The organism is Bradyrhizobium sp. 21 (assembly GCF_023073335.1).
GTDB lineage: Bacteria > Pseudomonadota > Alphaproteobacteria > Rhizobiales > Xanthobacteraceae > Bradyrhizobium.
In genome coordinates, this window is the sequence record NZ_JADPJG010000015.1 from 152,533 (window position 1) to 175,926 (window position 23,394).

A 23,394-nucleotide genomic window follows, 5' to 3' on the forward strand; every position below is an offset into this window, starting at 1 on the left:
GATCGCGCGTGTTCACGGCGCGCTTCCGACAAACGGATTGACGATGGTGAGCCCGCCGATGCTGCGGCCATGCTGCATGTCTTCGCTATAGAGCGTGTCACAGCCGGCCTCGATGGCGGAGGCGACGATCAGCGCGTCGTAGAAGGCGAAGCCGTGAGTTCGTGCAAGCGCGAGAGCACTGAGATGGGTATCCAGAGTGATCGGCGCGATGTCCTCGAGGGACACGCGAAGCTGCTGAAGCGCCAATTCGATGAGTGGCCAATCCTGGCGGAGTTTCCGGCGGGCAACGTGGACGAACTCGTTCAACACCTGAACGCTGATATAACCGCCACCACTCAGACAAGCGGCAGCCTGCTGCCGTCTTGGATCCGACGTTGCCGTGTAGACGAGAATGTTGGAATCGAAAAACGCTTTCAACGCTCGTTGGCCTCGTCGCGATCGAACTTGTAGTCGGCAGGAAGCGTCCAGTTCAGGGAGGCGAGCCGCTCTATCGCGCGCCGGCGCCGCTCTTCTTTCGTCTCGACCTCGATCGCGCCCTTGCGAGCGGCGACAACGTCGAGCTCATCGCCTTCCTTGAGGCCGAGTTCGTCCACCAGCGCCTTGGGTAATCGGACAGCGAGGCTGTTGCCCCATTTGGAAACCTGCATCGCTTGCCTCCATGATATCAAGCCTGCACATGTATATCATAGGCAAGATATTGTTTGAGGCAAGTGACCCGGAGAGGCTGAACCGAAGGTCGCGGTGTCCATATTCCCGCGTCGGTTGTGGCCGGCTTTGACTCAGAAAACGGCGCCGCCTACTTCACCGCCCCAAACCGGCTGTCGAACGAGTTCGACGACACCACCGGCGCGGCGCCCATGATCTGCGTCGCTTCACCCGCACCATCGTTCACTGAGGGCTTCAGCGCCGGGCGCGTCGCCGCGAGGCGCGTATCGGGCTTTGTCGGCTCGGCGGGCTTGGCGGCTACTGTCGGCTTCGGCGCATCTTTTGACGTGTCGTGCCCCGGGACGAACCGGGTTACTGCGGCCTTCAGCCGGGATGCGGCGGTGGGCGGCGTTGTTGTTGTGGACGTCGCGGCCGGGGCCACGGACGCGGTGGCCTGCGGCGGAGGCGTAGTCGCCGTCGTATCGGCGGTGCCCATGCCCATCTTGCGGCCGAGGTTCGAGAAGAAGCCGCCGCCTTGCGATTTCTCGGCCGGAGCGGCGGTGGCGACCCGCGTGCTGGCGGCGGGCGCGGTGACCGCGACGACCGGCTCTTCCTGCGGGGCGGCTGCGATCGTGTCGAGATTCGGCTTCGGCGGATTGACGTGTCCAGGGATCGTGCCCGGCGCTTTCGCCATCGCCAGCATCTGGAGCGTGGTGCCTTCGGCCCCCTCGGACAGGCCGGTCGAGCCTTCCGGAATCTTCGCGGCGAAGATCTTGTTCATGCCGCCGTCGATGCCGGTGTTCATACGCGCCACGGGCGTGCCGCGCGAAACCAGCTTGTTGTACTCGGCCTGGTCGCGCTGGTCCTTCTCGCGCACGGCGCTGACGATGTCCTCGGGGATCACATAGGCCGGACATTTTGCCGAGGCATCGAACACCGGATCGCGCTTGGCGTCGGGCGCCTTGGTCGCGTCGAAGACGTACTTCTTTTCGCAGAAATCGACCTTCGGCTCCTGCCGCGTCACCTCGAAATGATCATAGCCTTCCTTGATCATCTTCCAGAACGGCATGTTCGGATTGTTCCGGTGCTTGGCCATGTTCACCGGCGTCATCTTGAACGGATAGGCCTGCAGCTGGAACGCCTTCTGGCCGCCGAAGAAGGATTCGCGCCCGAGCGAATAGATCTCGGCGATTTGCTCGTCCGTCATCGCGTAGCAGCCGCGCGAGGAGCAATCGCCATGCACCATCAGCTGCGAGCCGGAGCGGCCGAGCGCCTTGTCGAATGCGTTCGGATAGCCCGTGTTGAACGAGAGATAATAGGCCGACTGCGGATTCATCTGGCCCGGATTGATCGAGTAGAATCCCTCCGGCGCCTGGCGGTCGCCCTCGCGCACCTTCGGGCCGAGATCGCCCGACCAGCGGCAGATCGGATAGGTCTTGAGCAGCACGAACTGGCCGTTGCGGGCCTGCTTCCAGACCTCGAGCTCGGCCTCTTGCTTGAACAGGCGCACCAGGATCGGCGATTGCAAATCCATGTCCTTCTCGACCATCGCGGCGAGAAGCTTTGGCGGCACCGGCTGGTTGGCCTTGGCGTTGGTCGCGAGCGAAACCTGGTCGGTGTCGCAGCCGGCCAGCAAAATGCTGGCGGCGAGCGCAACCGAAGCCAAAAACGCGCGCGCAAGCGAACGAGAAATCAAGACGGACCCCACACCGTGCCGGGCGACGCGCAAACCCCGATCTCGAAGCACGATCCGACCGGACATCCGGGCCCGCCGTGGCGGGTTTGTTCAGACCGCGCTCCAGCGCTATGCCCTGAAGCCATTGATTAAAATTCTAACCTCTGGGGCATGTCGTCGCAACCCGAGCGGGGATCACGAGCCCGTTGGCCCAGTGGCATGGTCAACGAAGACTGAATGGACGCGACTTTGGGCCTTACTTGGGCCGTTTGGCCCGATACGGACAGAGATCGCTGATTTGGGCAAAAAAAGGGTTAACGCGGGGTTACCCGGGTACCAAACTCGGCGTCGTCCTGGCGAAAGCCAGGACCCATTACCCCAAGGCGTAGTTTGGCGAAGATGCGTTCGGTACGCCCAGCGTCCCAAATCGAGAGATTCCGCGGTATGGGTCCTGGCTTTCGCCAGGACGACGAGCTGGGCAAATCGCGTATTGCTGGTCCAAAATCGCCCGAATCAGGCCAGTTTCCGGCCGATATCGAGGAATTTCTGCCGCCGGTGCTTGCGGATGGCATCGCCGTCGAGGCCGCGGAGCTCGTCAAAAGCCTTGGCGATGGCGTCGCCCGTGGTGGCGATCATGGCGGCGGGGTCGCGATGGGCGCCGCCGACCGGCTCCTTCAAGATGCTGTCGATCACCCCGAAACGGAGCATGTCCTGGGCGGTGATCTTCATGTTGTTGGCGGCTTCCTGCGCCTTGGTGCCGTCGCGCCAGAGGATCGAGGACGCCGCTTCCGGCGAAATCACGCTGTAGATCGCGTGCTCCAGCATCAGCACCTTGTTGGCGGTGGTGATCGCGATGGCGCCGCCCGACATGCCCTCGCCGGTGATGATGGCGACGTTCGGCACGGTCAGCGCCAGGCAGGCATCGGTCGAGCGCGCGATTGCCTCGGCCTGACCCCGCTCTTCCGCGCCGATGCCGGGATAGGCGCCGGCGGAATCGGCGAGCGACAACACCGGCAGGCCAAACCGCTCGGCCATCTCCATCAGCCGCACGCATTTGCGATAGCCCTCGGGCCGCGCCATGCCGAAATTGTGCTTGATGCGGCTCTCGGTCGAATCGCCCTTTTCCTGGCCCATCACGCAGACCGGCTCACCGCGGAAGCGGCCGAAGCCGGCAACCAGCGCCTCGTCCTCGCCGAACTTGCGGTCGCCGGCGAGCGGGGTGAACTCGGTGATCAGGCCCTTGATGAAGTCGTTGAAATGCGGCCGCTGCGGATGCCGCGCGACCAGCGTCTTCTGCCACGGCGTCAGGTTCGTATAGAGGTCGGCCAGCGCCTGCGCCGCCTTGTCCTCGATCCGCCCGATCTCGTCAGAAATATCGGTGCCGGAGGCCGCGAGCGTCCGCAGCTCGTCGAGCTTCGAGTCGAGCTCGGCGACGGGCTTTTCGAAATCGAGATAGCTGCGCATCTGGTCTGGCATCAACTCAATATAGGGAGGACGGGGCGAGGCGGCGAAGCGGATTCGATGTCGCGGAAAGAAGTGTAGGTTCTTCAATGAGTTGGCTTGTGTGCTCGTAACGAGCGCAGGCCAATCATCGTGAGGCCCCGGCTCTTTCTGCGGAGATGTGGCCGAAGTCAAGGCGGTTTCGGGGTTGGTCTGTAGCTTGGCTACGTGCCGCTCTACTTTTCCGCCAGCGGATGTAGGTCGCGCACCAGGCTCTTCAGCCGCTCCTCGACCACATGGGTGTAGATCTGGGTCGTCGAGATGTCGGTGTGGCCGAGCAGCGTCTGCACGATGCGCAAATCGGCGCCGTTGTGAAGCAAGTGGCTGGCAAACGCGTGGCGCAGCACGTGCGGGGAGACCAGCCGGGCCTGGAGGCCCGAGGCGACCGCGAGCTCTTTCAGATCGCGGGCAAAATGCTGCCGCGTCAGATGTCCGCTCTCGCCGAATGAGGGGAATAGCCATTTCGAGGCGGCGAGGCCGTTCTTCTTGTCGGTCTTGTTGTTTTCCTTGGCGGCCTCCGTCGCCGCGAGATAATCGGCCATCGCCTGCCGTGAGACCTCGTTGAGCGGTACCAGCCGTTCCTTGTTGCCCTTGCCCCGCACCACGATCATGCGGGCGTCGCGCTTGGCGGCCGTGCGCGGCAGCGCCATCAGCTCGGACACGCGCAAGCCCGTGGCGTAGAGCACCTCGAGCAGGCAATAGAGTCTCAGAGCGCGCAGCCGTTTCGAGGGCGAGGCATCTTCCGCCTCGCTCAATTCCTTGGCGCGGCGCAGCATGCGGTCGACATCCGCGATCGACAGCACCTTTGGCAGGCCGCGGCCGCGCTTGGGGCCGGATAGGATCGCCGCGGGATCGTCGGTTCTGATCCGTTCGTTCAGAAGGAAGCGGTAGAGATGCCGCATCGCCGACAGCCGCCGCGCGACGCTGGTGGATTTGAAGCCGCGCGTGTCGAGATCGGCGAGATAGTCGCGCAGCGTCTGCGTCTCGGCGTCCGCAAATGTATGGCCGACGCGGACCAGAAATTCCGAGAAATCGGTGAGGTCGCGGCGGTAGGCATCGAGCGTATTGGGGCCGGCGCCCTGTTCCGCCGCGAGCATGTCGAGGAACAGGCCGGTGAGCTTGGCATCTAAGGGCTTGTTTGCGGAAGATTTGGCACGCATGCCCGGCAGCCTAGCTCCTATTTCTTGAGAAACTTGTCCGGCGGGATCGTCACCGTCATTTCCCGCGGCTTGGGATTGACGAAGTTCGCCAGCGCGAACACCACGCCATAGACGATGCCGGCGATCACGGCGACGACCGTCAGGAAGCGGAACAGGCTGGGCATCGCGTTGGGGTCCAGACGGGCAAATTAATCAATGAAATCATCCAACATGTTCGCCGTTTCGTGGCAAGAGTCCTCTGGCGAGGCCCCCCGCGGGGTCGTATAGGTGGCCAAAGCGTGCCGTCTTTGGCGGCAAATCGAGCGAGATCCATTCGAGCGAGACCCATGTCTGACGCCGCGTTGCCGATCCAAGCTTCGCCCGAGGCCGACATCCTGTCGGCGCTGGGCGCGCGCTCGATCGTGCTCGTCGGCATGATGGGGGTGGGCAAATCCACCATCGGCCGCCGCATGGCTCTCAGGCTCAAGCTGCCCTTCATCGATGCCGACACCGAAATCGAGGCGGCGGCCGGCATGACCATACCTGAGATATTCGAGCGCCACGGCGAGCCGCATTTCCGCGACGGCGAGGCCCGGGTGATCGCGCGCCTTCTGGATGGCGGCCCCCTCGTGCTGGCGACCGGCGGCGGCGCCTTCATGCGTGAGGACACGCGCGCGCGCATTGCGACCAAGGCGATCTCGATCTGGCTCAAGGCGGACCATGACGTCATCATGCGCCGCGTCCGCCGCCGCGCCGACCGTCCGCTGCTCCAGACCGCCGATCCCGAAGGAACCGTGACGCGCCTGCTCACCGAGCGCGAGCCGGTCTACGGCAATGCCGACCTCACCATCGCCTCGCGCGACGTGCCGCATGACAGAATCGTCGAGGAGACCATCGAGACGCTGCGCGCCCATCTCTGCGGCGAACAGGCGTCCCCGCCACCAGCCGACGTCGCGAGTGCTGTACGATGACCGCGCCCTTGAAACATTCCGATCCGGTCAACGTCGAGGTCGCGCTGGAGAATCGCGCCTATGACATCGTCATCGGCCGCGGCGTGCTGGCCTCGCTCGGCGAACGGATCGCAGCTTTACGTCCCGGCGTGCGAACCGCTGTTGTGACCGATCGCACCGTCGCAAAATACTGGCTCGAACCCGCCGAGGCCTCGCTCGCAGAGGCGGGTATTCCGACCTCGCGAATCGTCGTCGAGGAAGGCGAGATCTCCAAGACCTATGCGGGCCTGGAAAAGGTCAGCGAAGCCCTGATCGCCGCAAAGATCGAGCGCAACGATCTCGTCATCGCGCTCGGGGGCGGCGTGGTCGGCGATCTCGCCGGCTTTGCCGCCGCGATCCTGCGCCGCGGCGTCGATTTCGTGCAGGTGCCGACCTCGCTCCTGGCACAGGTCGATTCCTCCGTCGGCGGCAAGACCGGTATCAACTCGCCGCAGGGCAAGAACCTGCTCGGCGCCTTTCACCAGCCGGTGCTTGTCATCGCCGACACCGCCGTGCTCGACACACTGTCGCCGCGGCAATTCCGCGCCGGCTATGCCGAGGTCGCCAAATACGGCGTGCTCGGCGACGAGGCCTTCTTCAACTGGCTCGAGAAGAACCATTCCGACATCTTCAAGGGCGGCGCGGCCCGCGAGCATGCGATTGCAACCTCCTGCCGCGCCAAGGCGGGCGTTGTCTCGCGCGACGAGCGCGAGACCGGCGAGCGCGCGCTGCTCAATCTCGGCCACACCTTTGGTCACGCGCTGGAAGCCGCGACCGGTTTCTCCGACCGTCTTTTCCACGGCGAAGGCGTTGCGATCGGCGTGACCTTGGCAACGCAATTCTCGGCGAAGCTCGGCATGATCAGCGATACCGATGCGGCGCGCGTCGAGCGCCACCTCATCGAAGCGGGCCTGCCGACGCGCTTGCAGGATATCGCGGGCTTCGCGCAGGAGGGGCTTGCCGATGCCGACGCGCTGATGGCCCTGATGGCGCAGGACAAGAAGGTCAAGCGCGGCAAGCTCACCTTCATCCTGCTGGAGGCTGTGGGGCGGGCCGTCATCGCGAAGGATGTCGAGCCGGCGCCGGTGCGCGATTTCCTGAAAGAGAAGCTCGCCCTCAAGGCGTGATGACGCGGCTCTAAAGCGTTTTCGAGCGAAGTGGGTGCCGGTTCGCGTCAAGAAAACGCGTCAAAACTAGAAACTCGAGTGGTTCATGGATTGGCTCGGATTCACCATCGTCATTCTCTGCCTGCTCGTCTCCGGCTTCTTCGCCGCGAGCGAGACCGCGCTGACCGGCGCCTCGCGCGCCAGCATGCTGCGGCTCTCCAAGCAGGGTAATCGCGACGCCGACGTGGTCTCGCAGCTGCTCGACATGCGCGAGCGCTTGATCGGCGCGCTGCTGCTCGGCAACAACATCGCCAATATCAGCGCATCCGCCCTGGCCACCAGCATCTTCACCGCGTGGTTCGGCGATGTCGGCGTGCTCTACGCCACCGGCCTGATGACGGCCCTCGTCGTCATCTTCGCGGAGGTGCTGCCCAAGACCATCGCCATCAACGCGCCCGACCGCATGGCCCTTGCGGTGGCGCGCCCGATGCGGATGACGATGTACGTGCTGGGGCCGCTGCTCAGAATCGTGGAAGTCATCGTGCGCCTGTTGATGCGCCTGTTTGGCCTGGCCGGCGAGCACCAGGCGATCCTGTCGCCGACCGAACGCCTGCGCGGCGCGGTCGACCTGCTGCATCACGAGGGCAAGGTCGAGAAGCAGGACCGCGACATGCTCGGCGGTCTGCTCGACCTGCGCGAGCTTCAGGTCTCCGACGTCATGATCCATCGCACCGAGATGATGATGATCAACGCCGACCTGCCGCCAGAGGAACTGGTGCGCGAGGTGCTGGCGACCGAATACACCCGCATCCCGCTCTGGCGCGAGAAGCCGGAAAACATCATCGGCGTGCTGCACGCCAAGGATCTGTTGCGCGCGATCCGTGCCGCCGACGGCGACACCTCGCGCATCGACGTCTCCACCATCGCGCTGCCGCCATGGTTCGTGCCGGAGATGCGGCCCGTGTCCGAGCAGCTCAAGGCGTTCCGCCGCCGCAAGACCCACTTCGCGCTGGTTGTCGACGAGTACGGCGAAGTTGAAGGTCTCGTGACGCTGGAAGACATTCTGGAAGAGATCGTCGGCGACATCTCCGACGAGCACGACGTCGTGGTCGCGGGCGTGCGCGCCCAGCCGGACGGCTCGGTGGTGGTCGACGGCTCGGTGCCGATCCGCGATCTCAACCGCGCCATGGACTGGCACCTCCCCGACGAAGAGGCGACCACGGTTGCCGGCCTCGTCATTCACGAGGCGCGGTCCATCCCGGATCGCGGCCAGAGCTTCACCTTCCACGGCTTCCGCTTCCGCGTGCTCCGCCGCGAGCGCAACCGCATCACCGCGCTCCGTATTTCACCGGTGCCGCGCGACGCGGAGCTGGAGGAGGCTAAGCCGAGGCGGGCAGGGACGTCGTTCTGATGCAGCACGGCGGAGCTTAAGTCCCGCCTTCCCCCGGCGCCTGCGCGTGGATCGCCAGCGCGTGCACGCTGCCGGAGAGTTCCGCCGCCAGCGCCGAATTTATCATGCGGTGGCGGTCGACCCGGCTCTTCCCTTTGAAGGCCTGAGACACGATATAGACACGGAAGTGCGTCTCGCCGCTCGGCCGATGGCCAGCGTGGCCCTCATGCAAATGTGACTCGTCGACGACCTGCAGGCTTTCCGGCGTGAAAGCTTCCTGCAACTTGTTGCTGATAGTGTCTTTGGTAGCCATGTTTGCCCATTAATCTGCGCGGCCGCACTCCGTCAATTGCCGGGGTTGTGCGCTAATTGCAATGTCAAGACTTGAAGGTTTTTGCATTGCGTAGTCAAAGTTGGTCATGCCGATCGATTCATCCAAATTCTTCGACTCCATCCGCGTCAAGCCGAACAAGGGCAAGCCGGAGGCGAAGCCGCGCGACACCGTGGCCAACTGCGAATGGACCGGGTGTCAGAACAAGGGCGCGCATCGTGCGCCCAAGGGTCGCGACAACCAGCGTGAGTACTGGCACTTCTGCCTGAACCACGTGCGCGAGTACAACCAGAACTACAATTTCTTCTCCGGCATGAATGCCGACGCGGTCGCGCGCTACCAGAAGGATGCGCTGACCGGCCACCGTCCGACCTGGAAGATGGGCGCCAATGGCGGCGTCAAGAAGGGCGCGGAGGCCGAGATCGACGGCGCGTTCGATCCGTTCAGCATGTTCCAGGAGCTCAACGGCCGCACCGGCTGGCGCGCCGGCCCGCAGGCCGCGCCCAAGGCCGAGACACGCAAGATCATGAACGCCGAGCGCAAGGCGCTCCAGGTGATGGGCCTCGGCCCCTCCGCCACGCTCGCCGACGTCAAGTCCACGTACAAGGCGCTGGTCAAGCAGCACCACCCCGACGCCAACGGCGGCGACCGCTCGACGGAAGATCGCCTGATCGAGATCATCAAGGCGTATAATTATCTGAAGACCGTGGTGCGGGAGGCGTAAGGCCTCCCGCCGTTGCACCTCATTCCGGCATCGCCCCGACATAGGACGAGCTCGGCCGGATCAACCGCCCGGTGCGCTGCTGCTCGCGTGCATGCGCGGTCCATCCGGCTGCCCGTGCCACCGCAAAGATCGGCGTGAACGCCTGCCTTGGAATTGCCAGCGCATCGAGCAGGATCGCGGTGAAGAACTCGACGTTCGTCTCCAGCGGCCGCTCCGGATTCTTCTTGCGCAAGGCGCTGCGGATATAGGCTTCGACCTCGCCGGCAAAGGGCAGGCCGGCGCCGTCCGAGGCGAGCGCCTCGATGGCGGTCTTGAGCACGTCGGCGCGGGGATCGCGCACGCGATAGACGCGGTGACCAAAACCCATCATCCGCTCGCCGCGTGCCAGCGCCGCATCCACCCAGGGCTGGATACGCTCGCGCGATCCGATCGCATCGAGCATCTCCAGCACCGGTTCGGGCGCGCCGCCATGCAGCGGACCGGTGAGCGCGCAGTAGCCGGCGGTGACGGCGGCAAACAGATCGGCCTGCGTCGAGGCCACCACGCGCGCGGTGAAGGTCGAGGCATTCATGCCGTGGTCACTGGCGGTGACGAGATAGGCGTCGAGCGCGGTGACCTCTCGCGACGCGGGCGCGCGTCCATGCAGCATGCGCAGCGTATCGGCGGCGTGGCTTGCGCTCGGATCTGGCGCGACCGGACCGAGCCCCTTAGCACGCCGGACCAGCGCGCCCGCGATCACCGGAAACGCGCCGACGATCGTCGCCTCGTGCTCGAGGCCAGCCTCCGCGCGAAGCCCGGCGACGGCGGCGCGAAATCCGTCGACGATCCCCATGCCGCTTGTCCCCGGCAAAAGGTCCGGCAATCGCGCGAAGGCGCGTTCGCGTGCCGCGCCCAGCTTCGCCCGCACATTGGCTTCGCTCAGCGTGGTCTGGCTGGCGCCGTTCCAGAGCCGGGCGGTGACGCCCTCGAAGCTCGTTTGGCTCGCCAAGCGGCCGATATGCTCGCCGGCGATGATTAGCTCGCCGCGCTCGCCATCGACATGGCTCAGCACGGTTTCGGCCGCGGGAACGCCGTCGAGCCCGATCTGGCTTTTGGTGAGGTGGATGTTCATGGCCCAATCTCCTTTGCACTGCGCCAGGGAAAGGTCGGGCCTCTCGACAAGTTGATCAATCTTGATTACATAAATCAACATGAAAAATTCCGAGGGGCTCTATCTCTCTGCCCGGGAAGCCGCCGCCGAGCTCGCGATCTCGCCGGCCACGCTCTACGCCTATGTCAGCCGCGGCCTGATCCGCTCCGAGCCGACGCAGGATTCGCGCAAGAACCGCTATCGTGCCGAGGACGTCCGCGTCCTCAAGGAGCGCCGGTTGCCGTCGCCGGAGCCGCGCGGTCTGCGCAGCTTCGACGCCGATTTGCCGGTCATGGACACGGAGATCTCGACGATCACCGAGGACGGGCCGATCTATCGCGGCGTGAACTGCGTCGATCTCGCCGAGCGCGACACGCTGGAGCACACCGCGACGCTGCTGTGGGACGTCTCCGGCGTCGATCCGTTCGATCAGGACAATCTTCCCGCGATGTCCGATGAGATGCGCTTGATCGCGGAGGCCGCGCGCCGCGCGGCGCCGATCGACCGTGCCATCGCCGTGCTGGCGCTCGCAGCGAACGCCGATCCCCGCGCCTTTACCCGCGCGCATGACGGGCGTGCGCTGGTCGGTGCGCGCATTGTCCGGCTCCTGGTAGCAACCATGCTCAATGCCGAGCCGTCAGCCGAGCCGTTGCACCAGCAGATCGCCAGGGCCTGGGCGCCCGACAACAAGCCCGCGGCCGATCTCATTCGCCGCGCGCTGGTGCTGCTCGCCGAGCATGAATTGAACGCATCCACTTTCACCGCGCGTTGCGCGGCGTCGACCGGCCTCAATCTCTATGACTCGGTGATCGCCGGCCTCGCCGCGCTGAAAGGCCCAAAACATGGCGGCGCCGGCGTGCTGGCCTCGCAGCTCGTCAAGGCGCTGGTGGATCGCGACGTCGAGCCGATGGTCCGCGAACGCGTCGCGCTCGGCGAACGCTTTGCCGGCTTCGGCCACGGCGTCTACAAGCGTGGCGATCGGCGCGCGCAATCGCTGCTGAATGCTCTCGCCCGGGCCGGCGCACCGCGCAAATTCACCAAGGAGGTGCCGGAGCGCATCGCCGAGGCAACCGGCGAGCTCGTCAACATCGACTATGCACTCGCGGTGCTCGTGCACGCGCTGCGCCTGCCTGCAGGCAGCGAGCTAGCGCTGTTCGCAATGGCCCGCAGCGTCGGCTGGATCGCGCATGCCAGCGAGCAATTGCAGCACGGCAAGCTGATCAGGCCGCGGGCACGGTACGTGGGGCCGGCACCGGGGCGGAGGACGACGGTGTCGGCGAAGGGCTAGCGCCGCATCGGGCAAGGCGGCCGCCGATGGTCTCTTGGCGGGCTGGCCCCCGGTCCGTTCCTGGAAATTTCGTTGGCGCGGATAGGACCGGGAGCCCTGCCAGGACAGAGGCGTGGTCCAACTGCGCATCTATACCGCAGCGTGCTTTTCAGGTCGGTGCCCGGCTGCTAAAAACCACCAGCAGCAGCAACGTTGCGTAGCCCCTGAGCACTAGGTGCAAGGACCATTTGGCAATGACTAAACCGAAACGCTCCGCAGAGCAGCAGGTCGCGGATGAGGCGGACCGAAAGGCGCAAAACCCGGTTGGAACGCGGCAAACGATAGCGGACAGCCACGCCGATCCCGCGTTCCAGGAAAATCACAGGCGTCTCCGAGCGGAGCGGCTGGCGCGAGACGGCGGTCCCAAGGCCAGCAAGTGAGGCATTCCACCGACGTCCGGCTTCCAGCACCGTGCGTGACACGGCGGCGCTGGTCGTCTTGAATTCTGCTAGTCCTCAAGAATGGATTTCGTCGCTTCGAAGACTTGTTCCGCCGTGCCCTTGATCGTGCCCTTTGCCCAGGCCTGAAACACGGTGACGTAGGCGTTCTTGTAGGCCTCTTCATCCGCAGAAAAGTAGACTTCGTCAGTCACGGTGTCCAACACCAGCGCCCCTTTATCGATGCAAATTTCCTCGACCAGAACCAGGCGCTCTTCGTGTTCGGCCAGATGACGCTTTACAATGCTCATTGATTTTCCTGTCTTGCGCTGACCATACGACTCTCCTCGGACGCTCCGGCGCCTGCCGACCTCGCTGAAGGTGCACAGAGAGGCTGAGGAATTCCGCATCATGCGAGAAGCCGGTGAGAAGGACGTGAAGCTGACAAGCTCGCTCCGACTGCACCAGGTTGATGAAAAAACCCGCCCCCGATCACTCGGCGGCGGGTTGGGACCACAGGCTCTGCCAGTACATCCGTGGCTAGAGCGACAGGTCTGTCATGCTCTCAATCAAGCAGCCCGAAGATTTTCGGCGGCCGACTTGCCGGTGCGACGATCTGCGACGACATCGTAAGACACCGTCTGACCTTCGTTCAGGCCCCCCATACCGGCGCGTTCAACGGCGCTGATATGAACAAAGACGTCGCTGGTGCCATTTGCGGGCTGGATAAAACCGAAGCCCTTTTGGGCGTTAAACCACTTCACTGTACCTGTATTCATCAGGTGTCCTTTCGCGCATGCGCAGGAACTGGCCGCAGAGTTGCGGCCATTGTTCCGGATAGTCGATTTGGAGAATGTCTGAAACGTGCGCGCCGTCAGGATCTGAGGCGAAAGCGGAACAGTTGTTCGGCCAGTATCGATCGTCACCACATACAATAGCAGTGGAAAGAATTCAAGAAGAATGCCAACCGGGCTCCGCTTGATGGTCGGCGGCTTCGTTCGAGTAGTTAAGAGCCCTTCCAGCCGGTGACTTGGGTGAGGCCTTACCTTACGAGAACCGGCCCATCGCCTCACGCGCGTCGGACAATGGGCCGTTCCGGGTGGATGGCGCGAACCTGGAGGGTCCAGGTGTTGCGTCACAGACCGATATTTCAATCTGCTGGCCAACGAGTCGTTCCTGTCAGATCGCCTTACGCGAGGCGATCCAGGCCGCTTGAGACAATAATACGTTCATCGCGGAGGATATCGACGTCGATGAAACCGATCGCGCGTGAGCCCTAGGCCCGCGTTTTGGCGACGACACCGCCGCCGTGCCTGCGGCGAATGGTCCACACAGCCAGCCCCAGAACAATCGCAACACCGATCACAGTGAGGATCCAGATGTGCTTGCCGATATGCCCGTGGTGCGGCAGCCCGGCATATTCGTGCAGGGCGGACACCGCCAGCACGCCCGGCAGCACGTGCGCCGGTGCCCAGACCAGGATCGCGGGGATGTTGATCGCGTAGAAGCGAGCCGGCGCCATCCCCAGCGCGCCGGCCGTGACCGGGACAAACGCGCGGATCGGCGGCACGAAGCGGGCGAAGAACACGGCCCAGGAGCCGAACCGGCGGAAGAAGTTTTCGCTCTGCTCGACCACGCGGGGATAATTGGTCAGCGGCCAGGTGTTGAGGATCTCGCGTTGCTGCCGGTGTCCGATCCAGAAGGCCGCGCCGTCACCGAGCACAGCGCCAATGGCCGCCGCCAGCAGCACCCATTGCAGCTTCAGCTCCCCGCCCGGAACCAGCGCACTCAGCGCCAGGATGATGGTCGAGCCCGGGATCACCGATCCCACGACCGGAACGGCCTCCAGCAGGGCCGCCAGGAACAGGGTCAGATAGGCCAGCCACGCATGGGCCGAGACGAATGAAATGAGGGGATCGAGAAAGGACGTCACATCGTCTCTGTTGTGGGATTGGGCTTTGGGGTTCGGACCCTACATAAGTAACGGGCGGCGGTAAAAGTGCCACTCGCGTAGGCAGGGCCGCGTATCCCGCGCGAAATTCAGGCGTGATTCGCAGAGCAGCCTTCCAAAAATCGCGTTCCTTGCCTATCTAAATGAAAAGACAACGGAACTTTGATTGGGGCGCGGGCTTCTGCCCGCACCTTGTCTCTGATAGGTTCGCGACCGCACCCAGCCGCAGCCAACGTGCAAATAACTGGTCTCGGGACCGCCCGGGGCCTCGGAGGATTGATGACGACCGCCGCCCTGTCCAAAGTTGAGGAAGTTTCCGGTCTGCCCGACATGAAGGTGTCGGTGCGCCAAGTCTTTGGGATCGATACCGATCTCGAAGTGCCGGCCTATTCCGAAGTCGATCCTCATGTGCCGGAAGTTGATTCCGACTACCGCTTCGACCGCGCCACCACGCTCGCCATTCTCGCCGGTTTCGCCCGCAACCGCCGCGTCATGGTCACCGGCTACCATGGCACCGGCAAATCCACCCATATCGAGCAGGTCGCGGCGCGCCTGAACTGGCCCTGCGTCCGCGTCAACCTCGACAGCCATATCAGCCGTATCGACCTCGTCGGCAAGGACTCGATCGTGGTCCGCGACGGCAAGCAGGTCACCGAATTCCGCGACGGCATCCTGCCCTGGGCACTCCAGCACAACATCGCGCTGGTGTTCGACGAATACGACGCCGGCCGTCCGGACGTGATGTTCGTGATCCAGCGCGTGCTGGAAGTCTCCGGCCGCCTGACGCTGCTCGACCAGAACAAGGTGATCAAGCCGCATCCGGCGTTCCGGATGTTCTCGACCGCCAATACGGTCGGCCTCGGCGACACCTCGGGCCTCTATCACGGCACCCAGCAGATCAACCAGGGCCAGATGGACCGCTGGTCGATCGTCACCACGCTGAACTATCTCAGCCATGACGAGGAAGTGGAGATCGTGCTGGCGAAGGCCAAGCACTATCGCACCCCGGAGGGCCGCGACATCGTCAACAAGATGGTGCGCCTTGCCGATCTCTCCCGTAACGCTTTCGCCAACGGCGATCTGTCGACGGTGATGAGCCCGCGCACGGTGATCACCTGGGCTGAGAACGCCGACATCTTCGGTGATATCGGCTTTGCCTTCCGCGTCACCTTCCTCAACAAATGCGACGAGCTCGAGCGTCCCCTGGTCGCGGAGTTCTACCAGCGCTGCTTCAATGCGGAGCTGCCGGAATCGGCAGTGAACGTGGCGCTCAGCTAGACCATGCCCACAATCACCGTCGAGCGCACCATTGGGACGACCAAGAAGGCTGTGCTCGCCGGGCTCGGCGCCTACAACGACGAGCAGTTCGGGAAGCAGAGGGTCAAGAGTATCGCGGTCTCGTTAAAGGACGGCCGCAAGATCGTCGGCGGCATCGTCGGGCACCTCTGGGCCACGGTTCTGTTCATCCAGTATTTCTGGATCGACCAGAAGCAACGCGGCAAGGGTTTTGGCACGAAGCTGATCGCGGCGATCGAAGACGAGGCAAGACGGCAGGGCGCGGTCCAGGCCCATGTCGACACGATGAGTTTCCAGGCGCCGGGCTTCTATCGTTCCTGCGGGTACGAGGAATTCGGCGCCCTCAAGGGCTATCCCGGCGGCGTGACGCGCCATTCGTTTACGAAGTCGCTATGAGCACATCATCATCAAATTCCAAATTCCGTAACACCAAGGAAGCTCCGACCGAGCCGTTCAAGCGCTCGGTCGCGTCCTGCCTGAAGGCAATCGCGAAATCGCCCGAGCTCGACGTCTCCTTCGCGGCCGAGCGTCCCGGGCTTGCGCCGGGCAAGGCCCGCTTGCCCGAGCCCGCGCGAAAAATGACCAAGCGCGATGCCGCGATCGTGCGCGGCCATGCCGATTCGATCGCGCTCAAGCTCGCCTGTCACGATCCGAAACTGCATCGCAAGCTGATGCCCGGCAATCCGCAGGCGCGCGGTGTGTTCGAGGCGGTGGAGCAGGCCCGCGTCGAGGCAATCGGCGCGCGCCGCATGGCCGGCGTTGCGAAAAACCTCACCGCGATGCTCGACGATCATTTTCACCGCGGCAAGTTCGACGAAATCACCGACCGCGCCGACGCGCCGCTGGCGGACGCGCTGGCCATGCTGGTGCGCGAACGCCTGACTGGCATGGCGCCGCCGACGGCTGCGAAAAAGGTGGTCGATCTCTGGCGGCCGATCCTGGAGGACAAGATCGGCAGGCGGCTCGACCGGCTCGACGGCCTGGTCGAGGACCAGACCCGGTTCGGCGACGCCGTGCATGATCTCCTGACGGCGCTCGATATCGGCGATGAGCGCAACGCCGACAGCGAGGATAATGACGACCAGGACGAGAACCAGGACGGCGACAACGATCAGTCCGGCGCCGAGGGCTCGCCCGATTCCGACGCCGCGCAGGAGATGAGCGCCGACCAGGCGCAGGCTTCGTCGGAAGAGATGAGCGAGAGCGCGATGGAAAGCGCGCAGGCCTCGACCTCGGATACGTTCGACGACGGCGAACTCGGCGATGATGAGACGCCGGGCGAGGCGACGCGTCCCAACTCGCACGGCAAGAACGAGCCGCGCGGGCCGGAATATCATGCGTTCGCGCCGAAATTCGACGAGATCATCGCCGCCGAAGACCTCTGCGACCACGACGAGCTGGAGCGCCTGCGCGCCTATCTCGACAAGCAGCTCGCGCATCTGCAGGGCATCGTCGCCCGCCTAGCCAACCGGCTGCAACGCCGGCTGATGGCGCAGCAGAACCGTGCTTGGGAATTCGATCTCGAAGAGGGCATTCTGGATCCCGCGCGCCTGTCGCGCGTGGTGACCGATCCCTATCATCCGCTGTCCTTCATGCACGAGAAGGAGGCGACATTCCGCGACACCGTGGTGACGCTGCTGCTCGACAATTCCGGCTCGATGCGGGGACGTCCGATCACGGTCGCCGCGACCTGCGCCGACATTCTCGCCCGCACGCTGGAGCGATGCGGCGTCAAGGTCGAGATTCTCGGTTTCACCACCCGCGCCTGGAAGGGCGGGCAGTCGCGCGAGGCGTGGTTGGCCGCCGGCAAGCCGGCCAGTCCCGGCCGTCTCAACGATCTCCGCCACATCATCTACAAATCCGCCGACGCCCCCTGGCGCCGTGCGCGAAAAAATCTCGGGCTGATGATGCGCGAGGGGCTGCTGAAGGAGAACATCGACGGCGAGGCGCTGGACTGGGCGCACAAGCGCCTGCTCGGCCGGCCCGAGCAGCGCAAGATCCTGATGATGATCTCGGACGGCGCCCCGGTCGATGATTCAACTCTGTCGGTCAATCCCGGCAACTATCTCGAGCGGCATCTGCGCCACATCATCGAGGAGATCGAGACCCGCTCGCCGGTCGAGCTGATCGCGATCGGCATCGGCCATGACGTGACGCGCTACTACCGCCGCGCGGTGACGATCGTGGATGCCGAAGAGCTCGGCGGCGCCATCACCGAGAAGCTCGCGGAGCTGTTCAGCGAGACCAATACCGCGCCCACGCAACCGGCCGGTCGCCCGCGACGCAAACTGCATTCGTGAGCAAACCTTCATCCCGCCGCAGCTTTATCGGCCACGCGGCGGCGGGATTTTCCACTCTCTTAACTCATCGACTGGCGCAGGCGCAGTCCGCGACCGAGCCCCAGGCGCGCACCTCGCTGATCGAGCACGCCGTCGCCGCGCCCGTCCGCATCGAAGTCAATGCGCGGCCGATCCCCAATTTCGCGCCGCGCGATCATTCGCGCACCCGCTTCGGCTCGCTGGAGTATCGCAGCGGCCTCGTGCTGACCTCGCCGCATCGCGGCTTTGGTGGCCTGTCCGGCCTCCGCTTCCTCGATACCAAGGGCGAGCGCTTCCTCGCGATCTCCGACCAGGGCACCTGGTTCACCGGCGCCATCCGCTATTCCGGCGGCAAGATGGTCGCGCTCGACGACGTCGAGGCCGCGCCGGTGCTGAATGCGGAGGGGCGGCCGATCACGGAAAAACGCTATTGGTACGACACAGAGTCGCTCGCGCGCGACGGCAGCCTCGTCTATGTCGGGCTCGAACGCGTCAACCAGATCATGCGGTTCGATTTCGCCAAGGGCGGCACGCGTGCGCCCGGCGAGGTGGTGCCGACGCCCGCGGGCGTGCGCAAGCTGCCCTCCAACAAGGGGCTCGAGGCGCTGGTGTTCGTGCCGAATGGCCAGCCGCTCGCGGGCACGCTGATCGCCTTCTCCGAGCGCGGGCTGGACGCTGACGGCAATCTGGTCGCGTTCCTGATCGGCGGCCCCACACCCGGCCCGTTCAGCGTGCGCCGCACCGAAAAATTCGACATCAGCGACGCCGTGCTGCTGCCCTCCGGCGACCTCTTGATCCTCGAACGCAAATTCTCCTGGTTCAGCGGCGTCAACATCCGCATCCGCGCGATCCCGCTGAAATCGATCGCGCCCGGCGCCGTGGTCGACGGCCCCGCGCTGTTCAAGGCCGATCTCGGCCAGGAGATCGACAATATGGAAGGCATCGACGTCCACGTCACGCCGGGGGGCGAGACCGTGCTGACGCTGGTGTCCGACGACAATTTCTCGCTGCTGCAGCGGACGCTGTTGTTGCAGTTCGCGCTGGTGGAGTAGCCGCGCCCTCCTGGCTTTGGCCGGGACGACATGTTTGTTTGATGAGCCGCGCCCTAACTCATCCGCAGCATTGCTACGAATTCCGCCTCGTCGCATTCGTGGCAATCGCCGCCGCCGCAGTCCGGTTCTCCACCCCGAGCTTGGCGTAGATCTGCTCAAGATGCTTGTCGACCGTGCGGGGGCTCAATCCCAGGATCTGCGCGATGTCGCGGTTGGTCTTGCCCTTGCTGAGCCAGGCCAGCACCTCGCCCTCGCGGGTGGTGAGGCCGAGCTCGCTGGTGAATTCCGGCGGCAATGATGTGCCGGACTCCTTGGACAGCCGCAGCAGGAACTCGTTCGGCGCGGTTTCGCCCATGTAATAGAACCGGAGTTGCGGATTGTCGGGCAATGAGGCCGCCTGAGACTTCGAGCTGCCCTTGCCCTTGGCCTGCCCCAGCCATTGCAGCAGCGACGGCGGCAGGACGAAATCGTCGGCCTGCGCGCCGTGATGATCGGCCAGCAGCTTCTGCGCCTGCGGGGTCGCCCACAACATGTTGCCCTGGCGATTGACCGCGAACAGGAATCGGCCGGAGACGTCGAGCGCGGCGCGCGCGCTCTGCGTCAGCCGCGCATTGCCGAGATGCACGCGGATGCGCGCCAGCATCTCCTCGATCACGATCGGCTTGGTCACGTAGTCGACGCCGCCGGCTTCCAGCCCGCGCACGATGTGCTCGGTCTCGGCGAGGCCCGTCATGAAGATCACGGGGACATTGGTAAGGTCCGCATCGCGCTTGAGCCGGCGGCAGGTCTCGAACCCGTCCATCCCGGGCATCACCGCGTCCAGCAACACGATGTCGGGCGTGATCTGGTCGACGATGCGCATCGCGGCTGCGCCGTCGAGCGCCACCATCACCGTCATTCCGGCGCCGTCGAGCGCGTCGGTCAGCAGCCGCAACGTCTCCGGAGAGTCATCGACAACGAGCGCGATATCGCGCTTTTTCGACTCAGTGCTCATACGCATGCAACGTCTTCAATGTGGCCATGTACTGGTCGAGATCGAATCGATCGACCAGCGAACGCATTTCTGCGACAAAATCAGCATGCTCCGGGTGCTCGCTGCCGATCTCGTCGAGCTTCAACTGGATAGCCTTGACGTAGCCGATCTGGCCGAGCCCGATCAGCGCCTCGACGTGCCGCACCGGCGGCCTCGATCCGCTCTCGGGCCGCCAGAACGGGACCGCGATCTCGTCCGAGCCGTATTGCCATTCAATCTTGAGAAGCTGGCGGATGCTTTCCAAAAGCCGCGGAATGTCGATCGGCTTCATCAGATAGCCGTTGTGGAAGGGCTGCGCCAGCGGTGTGCCGTGGGCCTCCAGCGCGCTGGCCGACACCATCAGGATGCGCGCCTGATGATGGCCGTTCGCGCGCAGCGTCTCCGCGACCGTCCAGCCGTCCATGCCCGGCATGGAGATGTCGAGCAGGAACAGATCGGGCCGGCAGTGCTGGGCCAGCGCCAGGCAGCCCGGTCCGTCGGGGGCACTGAGCAGGATGAAGCCGAGCGGGGTCAGCACCTCCCGCAGGAGGTCGCGATGCACGGGGTCGTCGTCGGTGATGAGGATGGTCTTGCGCGCGCCGTGATAGCCGGAGACCGGGGCCTCCACCGGCGCAATGCGCTGCGGATTGGTGACTTCCGATAGCAGCATCTTGACCTTGAAGGTGCTGCCGCTGCCGACCTTGCTCAAGACCTTGATGTCGCCGCCCATCACGCCAGCCAGCAGCCGGCTGATGGTCAGGCCGAGCCCGGTGCCGGTCTGCGGCTGCGAGACGCCGAGCGCGCCGCGTTCGAAGGGTGCAAAGATGCGTTCGAGATCGTCACCCCGGATGCCCGGGCCGGTGTCGATCACCTCGAACTCGGCAACGGGGCTGCGGTAGTGCACCACGAATTGCACACTGCCGGTCTGGGTGAATTTGATCGCGTTGGAGAGCAAATTGATCAGCACCTGGCGCAGCCGCTTTTCATCGGCATAGACGACGAGCGGCAAATGCGGTGGCCGCTTGAACACGAAGTCGATGCCCTTGGCGGCGGCCTGAAGGCGGAACATGCCGACGAGCTGATCCAGAAATTCGCTGAGCCGCACCTCGTCGCGCGACAGATACAGCCGCCCCGCCTCGATCTTGGAGATGTCCAGAATGCCGTCGATCAGGCCGGAAAGGTGATCGGCGCTGCGCCGGACCACGCGGACCTGGTCGCGCGGCTTGGTGTTGAGCGTTGCATCCTGCTCCAGGAGCTGGGCATAGCCGCTGATCGCATTCAGCGGCGAGCGCAGCTCGTGGCTCAGGCCCACCACGTAGCGGCTCTTGGCGAGGTTGGCGGATTCGGCGATTTCCTTGGCGCGCTGCAACTCGGCGTCGGTACGTTTGTGCGCGTCGATCTCCTGGATCAGCAGCGTGGTCTGTCGCCGCGTCTCGGCCTCGGCAGCCCGGCGGCTCTGCTGGGCCAGCACGAACAGCCAGGCCACCACGCCGATGATGATGCTGAGCGAGAAGAACACCTTCCAGAGCACGTTGGAGACCAGCATGTTGTCGCCATGCACGCTCACCGAGGTCTGGAGATAGATCAGCCCCAGCACCAGTGCGACGAGGCCCGCGGAGACCACGAACACGCCGATATAGTGGCCGAACTGCGAGTTGATCCGCTGATAGATCGGCTGCGGCAAGATCCTGCTGAGCGCGTCGGCGAATTGCACCTGCGCCCGCCCATGCGGCTTGCAGAGATCATGACAGCGCGCATCGAGCGAGCAGCAAAGCGAGCAGATCGGGCCGGCATAGGCCGGGCAGGAGGCGGTATCCTCCGGCTCGAAACTGTGCTCGCAGATGCAACACTGGATCGCCTCGATATTCGCCCAGCTCCGCTTCGGCTTGCGCGCGATGTAGTACTTGCCGCCGGTCAGCCAGGCGATAACAGGCGCGGTGACGAAGGCGACCGTCAGCGCGACGAAGGCCGCGAGTGCCTTCATGGTCGGGCCGAACAGGCCGTAGAACGCTGCGACCGAGACGATGATCGCGAGTGTCATCGCGCCGACCCCGACGGGGTTGATGTCGTAGAGATGGGCGCGCTTGAACTCCATCTGCGGAGGACGCAGGCCGAGCGGCTTGTTGACGACGAGATCGGACACCAGCGCGCCGACCCAGGCAATCGCGACGTTGGAGTAAAGCGCCAGCGTCTGCTCCAGCGCCTTGTAGACGCCGATCTCCATCAAGAGCAGCGCCACCATCACATTGAACACCAGCCAGACGACACGGCCGGGATGGCTGTGGGTCAGGCGCGAGAAGAAGTTCGACCATGCGATCGAGCCGGCATAGGCGTTGGTCACGTTGATCTTGAGCTGTGACAGGACGACGAAGAAACCTGTCAGCGCGAGGGCGAGGTCCGGCTCCGACAAGACGTATCGAAATGCCACGAGATACATATGCGCGGGCTCGGCGGCCTCCTCGGGCGGCACGCCGTGGCTCAGTGCAAAGAAGGCGAGGAACGATCCGGCCAGGAGCTTCAGGGCGCCGAGCACGATCCAGCCAGGCCCTGCGCTCATCAGTGCAATCCACCACGAAGCCTTGGAGGTGCGGCGGTCGCGCGGCAGAAAGCGCAGGAAGTCGACCTGCTCGCCGATCTGCGCCACCAGCGAGAACACCACCGAGGACGCGACGCCGAACAGCAACAGATCGAAATGGCCAGCGGGGTCGCCGTGCTCGCCGGCGAACTTGTGCCATTCCGTGAAGGAGTGGGGATTGGCCCATGCGATCGCGGCAAAGGGCAGGATATGCAGGACAATCCAGAGCGGCTGCGTCCAGAGCTGGAAACGGCTGATCAGCGTAATGCCGTAGGTCACGAGCGGGATGATCGCGACGGCGCTGATGAGGTAGCCGATCGGGCGCGGGATGCCCAGGCACATCTCCAGCGCGGTCGCCAGGATCACCGCCTCGATCGCGAAGAAGATGAAGGTGAAGGAGGCGTAGATCAGCGAGGTGACGGTTGATCCGATATAGCCGAAGCCGGCGCCGCGGGTGAGCAGGTCAATGTCGATGCCGCATTTGGCGGCATAATAGGCAATCGGTACGCCGCAGCAGAAGATGATGGCTGAGACGACGAGGATTGCGGCAGCGGCGTTGGTGACGCCGTAGTTCAGGGTGATGGTGCCGCCGATCGCTTCGAGCACCAGGAAGGAGATCGCGCCGATGGCGGTGTTGGCGACGCGGGCGGCGGACCACCGGCGTGCGCTCTTGGCAGTGAAGCGCAGCGCGTAGTCTTCCAGCGTCTGGTTGGCGACCCATTGGTTGTACTGGCGCCTGACGCGGTCTATTCGCTGCCGCCCTGCCACTTAACCCCACTCCCGAACTACCCGGACCCCTCGCAAATCCCGTACCAAAAGCCTACGTCGTCATTTTGCGGTGCAGTATACGCGATCTTG

Annotated in this window: 22 protein-coding genes; 9 read left to right on the top strand and 13 right to left on the bottom strand. The window is 64.5% G+C overall.

Annotation, left to right across the window (positions count from 1 at the left end):
* Positions 1-12 precede the first annotated feature (12 nt).
* The 6 genes from IVB31_RS16820 to IVB31_RS16845 all read right to left on the bottom strand — a co-directional run bounded on the left by IVB31_RS16820 (position 13) and on the right by IVB31_RS16845 (position 5,144).
* Positions 13-417 carry a PIN domain-containing protein gene (locus tag IVB31_RS16820; protein ID WP_247324179.1) on the bottom strand — a complete coding sequence of 135 codons (405 nt, stop codon included), beginning with the start codon at positions 415-417 and terminating at the stop codon, positions 13-15.
* Positions 414-647 carry an AbrB/MazE/SpoVT family DNA-binding domain-containing protein gene (locus tag IVB31_RS16825; RefSeq protein WP_247324183.1) on the bottom strand — a complete coding sequence of 78 codons (234 nt, stop codon included), beginning with the start codon at positions 645-647 and terminating at the stop codon, positions 414-416. The genes IVB31_RS16820 and IVB31_RS16825 overlap by 4 nt, the downstream gene beginning before the upstream one ends.
* 149 nt (positions 648-796) lie before the next feature.
* Positions 797-2,341, bottom strand: coding sequence for a murein L,D-transpeptidase family protein (locus IVB31_RS16830; RefSeq protein ID WP_247324185.1), 1,545 nt, complete (start codon positions 2,339-2,341; stop codon positions 797-799).
* 492 nt (positions 2,342-2,833) lie between these two features.
* The gene (locus IVB31_RS16835) at positions 2,834-3,796 is read right to left on the bottom strand and encodes an acetyl-CoA carboxylase carboxyltransferase subunit alpha (protein ID WP_247324193.1); all 963 of its coding nucleotides are present in this window, start codon (positions 3,794-3,796) and stop codon (positions 2,834-2,836) included.
* 200 nt (positions 3,797-3,996) lie between these two features.
* Complete coding sequence (xerD, locus tag IVB31_RS16840; protein WP_247324194.1) at positions 3,997-4,980, bottom strand: site-specific tyrosine recombinase XerD; 984 nt, start codon at positions 4,978-4,980, stop codon at positions 3,997-3,999.
* 17 nt (positions 4,981-4,997) lie between these two features.
* Entirely contained in the window at positions 4,998-5,144 is a 147-nt protein-coding gene (locus tag IVB31_RS16845; protein ID WP_035669499.1) for a hypothetical protein, read from the bottom strand.
* A gap of 162 nt (positions 5,145-5,306) precedes the next feature.
* On the opposite strand from IVB31_RS16845, the gene IVB31_RS16850 reads away from it, so the two are divergent.
* From IVB31_RS16850 to IVB31_RS16860, 3 genes are all read left to right on the top strand, one after another.
* Entirely contained in the window at positions 5,307-5,930 is a 624-nt protein-coding gene (locus IVB31_RS16850; protein ID WP_247324195.1) for a shikimate kinase, read from the top strand.
* The gene (gene aroB, locus IVB31_RS16855) at positions 5,927-7,075 is read left to right on the top strand and encodes a 3-dehydroquinate synthase (protein WP_247324196.1); all 1,149 of its coding nucleotides are present in this window, start codon (positions 5,927-5,929) and stop codon (positions 7,073-7,075) included. The genes IVB31_RS16850 and aroB overlap by 4 nt, the downstream gene beginning before the upstream one ends.
* Before the next feature lie 85 nt (positions 7,076-7,160).
* Positions 7,161-8,465: an HlyC/CorC family transporter gene (locus IVB31_RS16860; protein ID WP_247324197.1), complete on the top strand. Its 1,305-nt coding sequence runs from the start codon at positions 7,161-7,163 to the stop codon at positions 8,463-8,465.
* 16 nt (positions 8,466-8,481) lie between these two features.
* Here the strand turns inward: IVB31_RS16860 and IVB31_RS16865 are convergent, their stop codons facing one another.
* Positions 8,482-8,757: a BolA family protein gene (locus tag IVB31_RS16865; RefSeq protein WP_247324198.1), complete on the bottom strand. Its 276-nt coding sequence runs from the start codon at positions 8,755-8,757 to the stop codon at positions 8,482-8,484.
* 106 nt (positions 8,758-8,863) lie between these two features.
* Between IVB31_RS16865 and IVB31_RS16870 the strand changes: the two genes are divergently transcribed.
* A complete protein-coding gene (locus tag IVB31_RS16870) occupies positions 8,864-9,499 on the top strand; it encodes a DnaJ domain-containing protein (RefSeq protein WP_247324199.1) in 636 nt (211 codons plus the stop codon).
* A 19-nt stretch (positions 9,500-9,518) separates the two neighbouring features.
* On the opposite strand, the gene IVB31_RS16875 is transcribed toward IVB31_RS16870, so the two are convergent.
* Positions 9,519-10,610, bottom strand: a complete 1,092-nt coding sequence (locus IVB31_RS16875; protein ID WP_247324201.1) for a citrate synthase/methylcitrate synthase — start codon at positions 10,608-10,610, stop codon at positions 9,519-9,521.
* A 79-nt stretch (positions 10,611-10,689) separates the two neighbouring features.
* Between IVB31_RS16875 and IVB31_RS16880 the strand changes: the two genes are divergently transcribed.
* A complete protein-coding gene (locus IVB31_RS16880; protein WP_247324202.1) occupies positions 10,690-11,916 on the top strand; it encodes a citrate synthase family protein in 1,227 nt (408 codons plus the stop codon).
* 487 nt (positions 11,917-12,403) lie between these two features.
* Here the strand turns inward: IVB31_RS16880 and IVB31_RS16885 are convergent, their stop codons facing one another.
* From IVB31_RS16885 to IVB31_RS16895, 3 genes are all read right to left on the bottom strand, one after another.
* The gene (locus tag IVB31_RS16885) at positions 12,404-12,643 is read right to left on the bottom strand and encodes a hypothetical protein (protein WP_247324203.1); all 240 of its coding nucleotides are present in this window, start codon (positions 12,641-12,643) and stop codon (positions 12,404-12,406) included.
* A gap of 258 nt (positions 12,644-12,901) precedes the next feature.
* Positions 12,902-13,111, bottom strand: a complete 210-nt coding sequence (locus IVB31_RS16890; RefSeq protein WP_247324204.1) for a cold-shock protein — start codon at positions 13,109-13,111, stop codon at positions 12,902-12,904.
* 497 nt (positions 13,112-13,608) lie between these two features.
* Positions 13,609-14,265 carry a DedA family protein gene (locus IVB31_RS16895; RefSeq protein ID WP_247324205.1) on the bottom strand — a complete coding sequence of 219 codons (657 nt, stop codon included), beginning with the start codon at positions 14,263-14,265 and terminating at the stop codon, positions 13,609-13,611.
* A 297-nt stretch (positions 14,266-14,562) separates the two neighbouring features.
* Here IVB31_RS16895 and cobS point away from each other — a divergent pair, with 297 nt between their 5' ends.
* Genes cobS through IVB31_RS16915 form a run of 4 tightly spaced genes read left to right on the top strand, consistent with a single transcriptional unit; the run spans position 14,563 to position 18,949 of the window.
* On the top strand, positions 14,563-15,561 hold the full coding sequence (gene cobS / locus IVB31_RS16900; RefSeq protein WP_247324206.1) for a cobaltochelatase subunit CobS: 999 nt from the start codon (positions 14,563-14,565) through the stop codon (positions 15,559-15,561).
* A gap of 3 nt (positions 15,562-15,564) precedes the next feature.
* Positions 15,565-15,975 carry a GNAT family N-acetyltransferase gene (locus IVB31_RS16905; RefSeq protein ID WP_247324207.1) on the top strand — a complete coding sequence of 137 codons (411 nt, stop codon included), beginning with the start codon at positions 15,565-15,567 and terminating at the stop codon, positions 15,973-15,975.
* A complete protein-coding gene (gene cobT, locus IVB31_RS16910; protein WP_247324215.1) occupies positions 15,972-17,879 on the top strand; it encodes a cobaltochelatase subunit CobT in 1,908 nt (635 codons plus the stop codon). Before IVB31_RS16905 ends, cobT begins: the two co-directional genes overlap by 4 nt.
* Positions 17,876-18,949, top strand: a complete 1,074-nt coding sequence (locus IVB31_RS16915) for an esterase-like activity of phytase family protein (RefSeq protein WP_247324228.1) — start codon at positions 17,876-17,878, stop codon at positions 18,947-18,949. The genes cobT and IVB31_RS16915 overlap by 4 nt, the downstream gene beginning before the upstream one ends.
* A gap of 73 nt (positions 18,950-19,022) precedes the next feature.
* Here the strand turns inward: IVB31_RS16915 and IVB31_RS16920 are convergent, their stop codons facing one another.
* Positions 19,023-19,943: a response regulator gene (locus IVB31_RS16920; RefSeq protein ID WP_247324797.1), complete on the bottom strand. Its 921-nt coding sequence runs from the start codon at positions 19,941-19,943 to the stop codon at positions 19,023-19,025.
* Positions 19,933-23,304, bottom strand: a complete 3,372-nt coding sequence (locus IVB31_RS16925; RefSeq protein WP_247324233.1) for an ATP-binding protein — start codon at positions 23,302-23,304, stop codon at positions 19,933-19,935. Before IVB31_RS16925 ends, IVB31_RS16920 begins: the two co-directional genes overlap by 11 nt.
* Between the last annotated feature and the right edge of the window lie 90 nt (positions 23,305-23,394).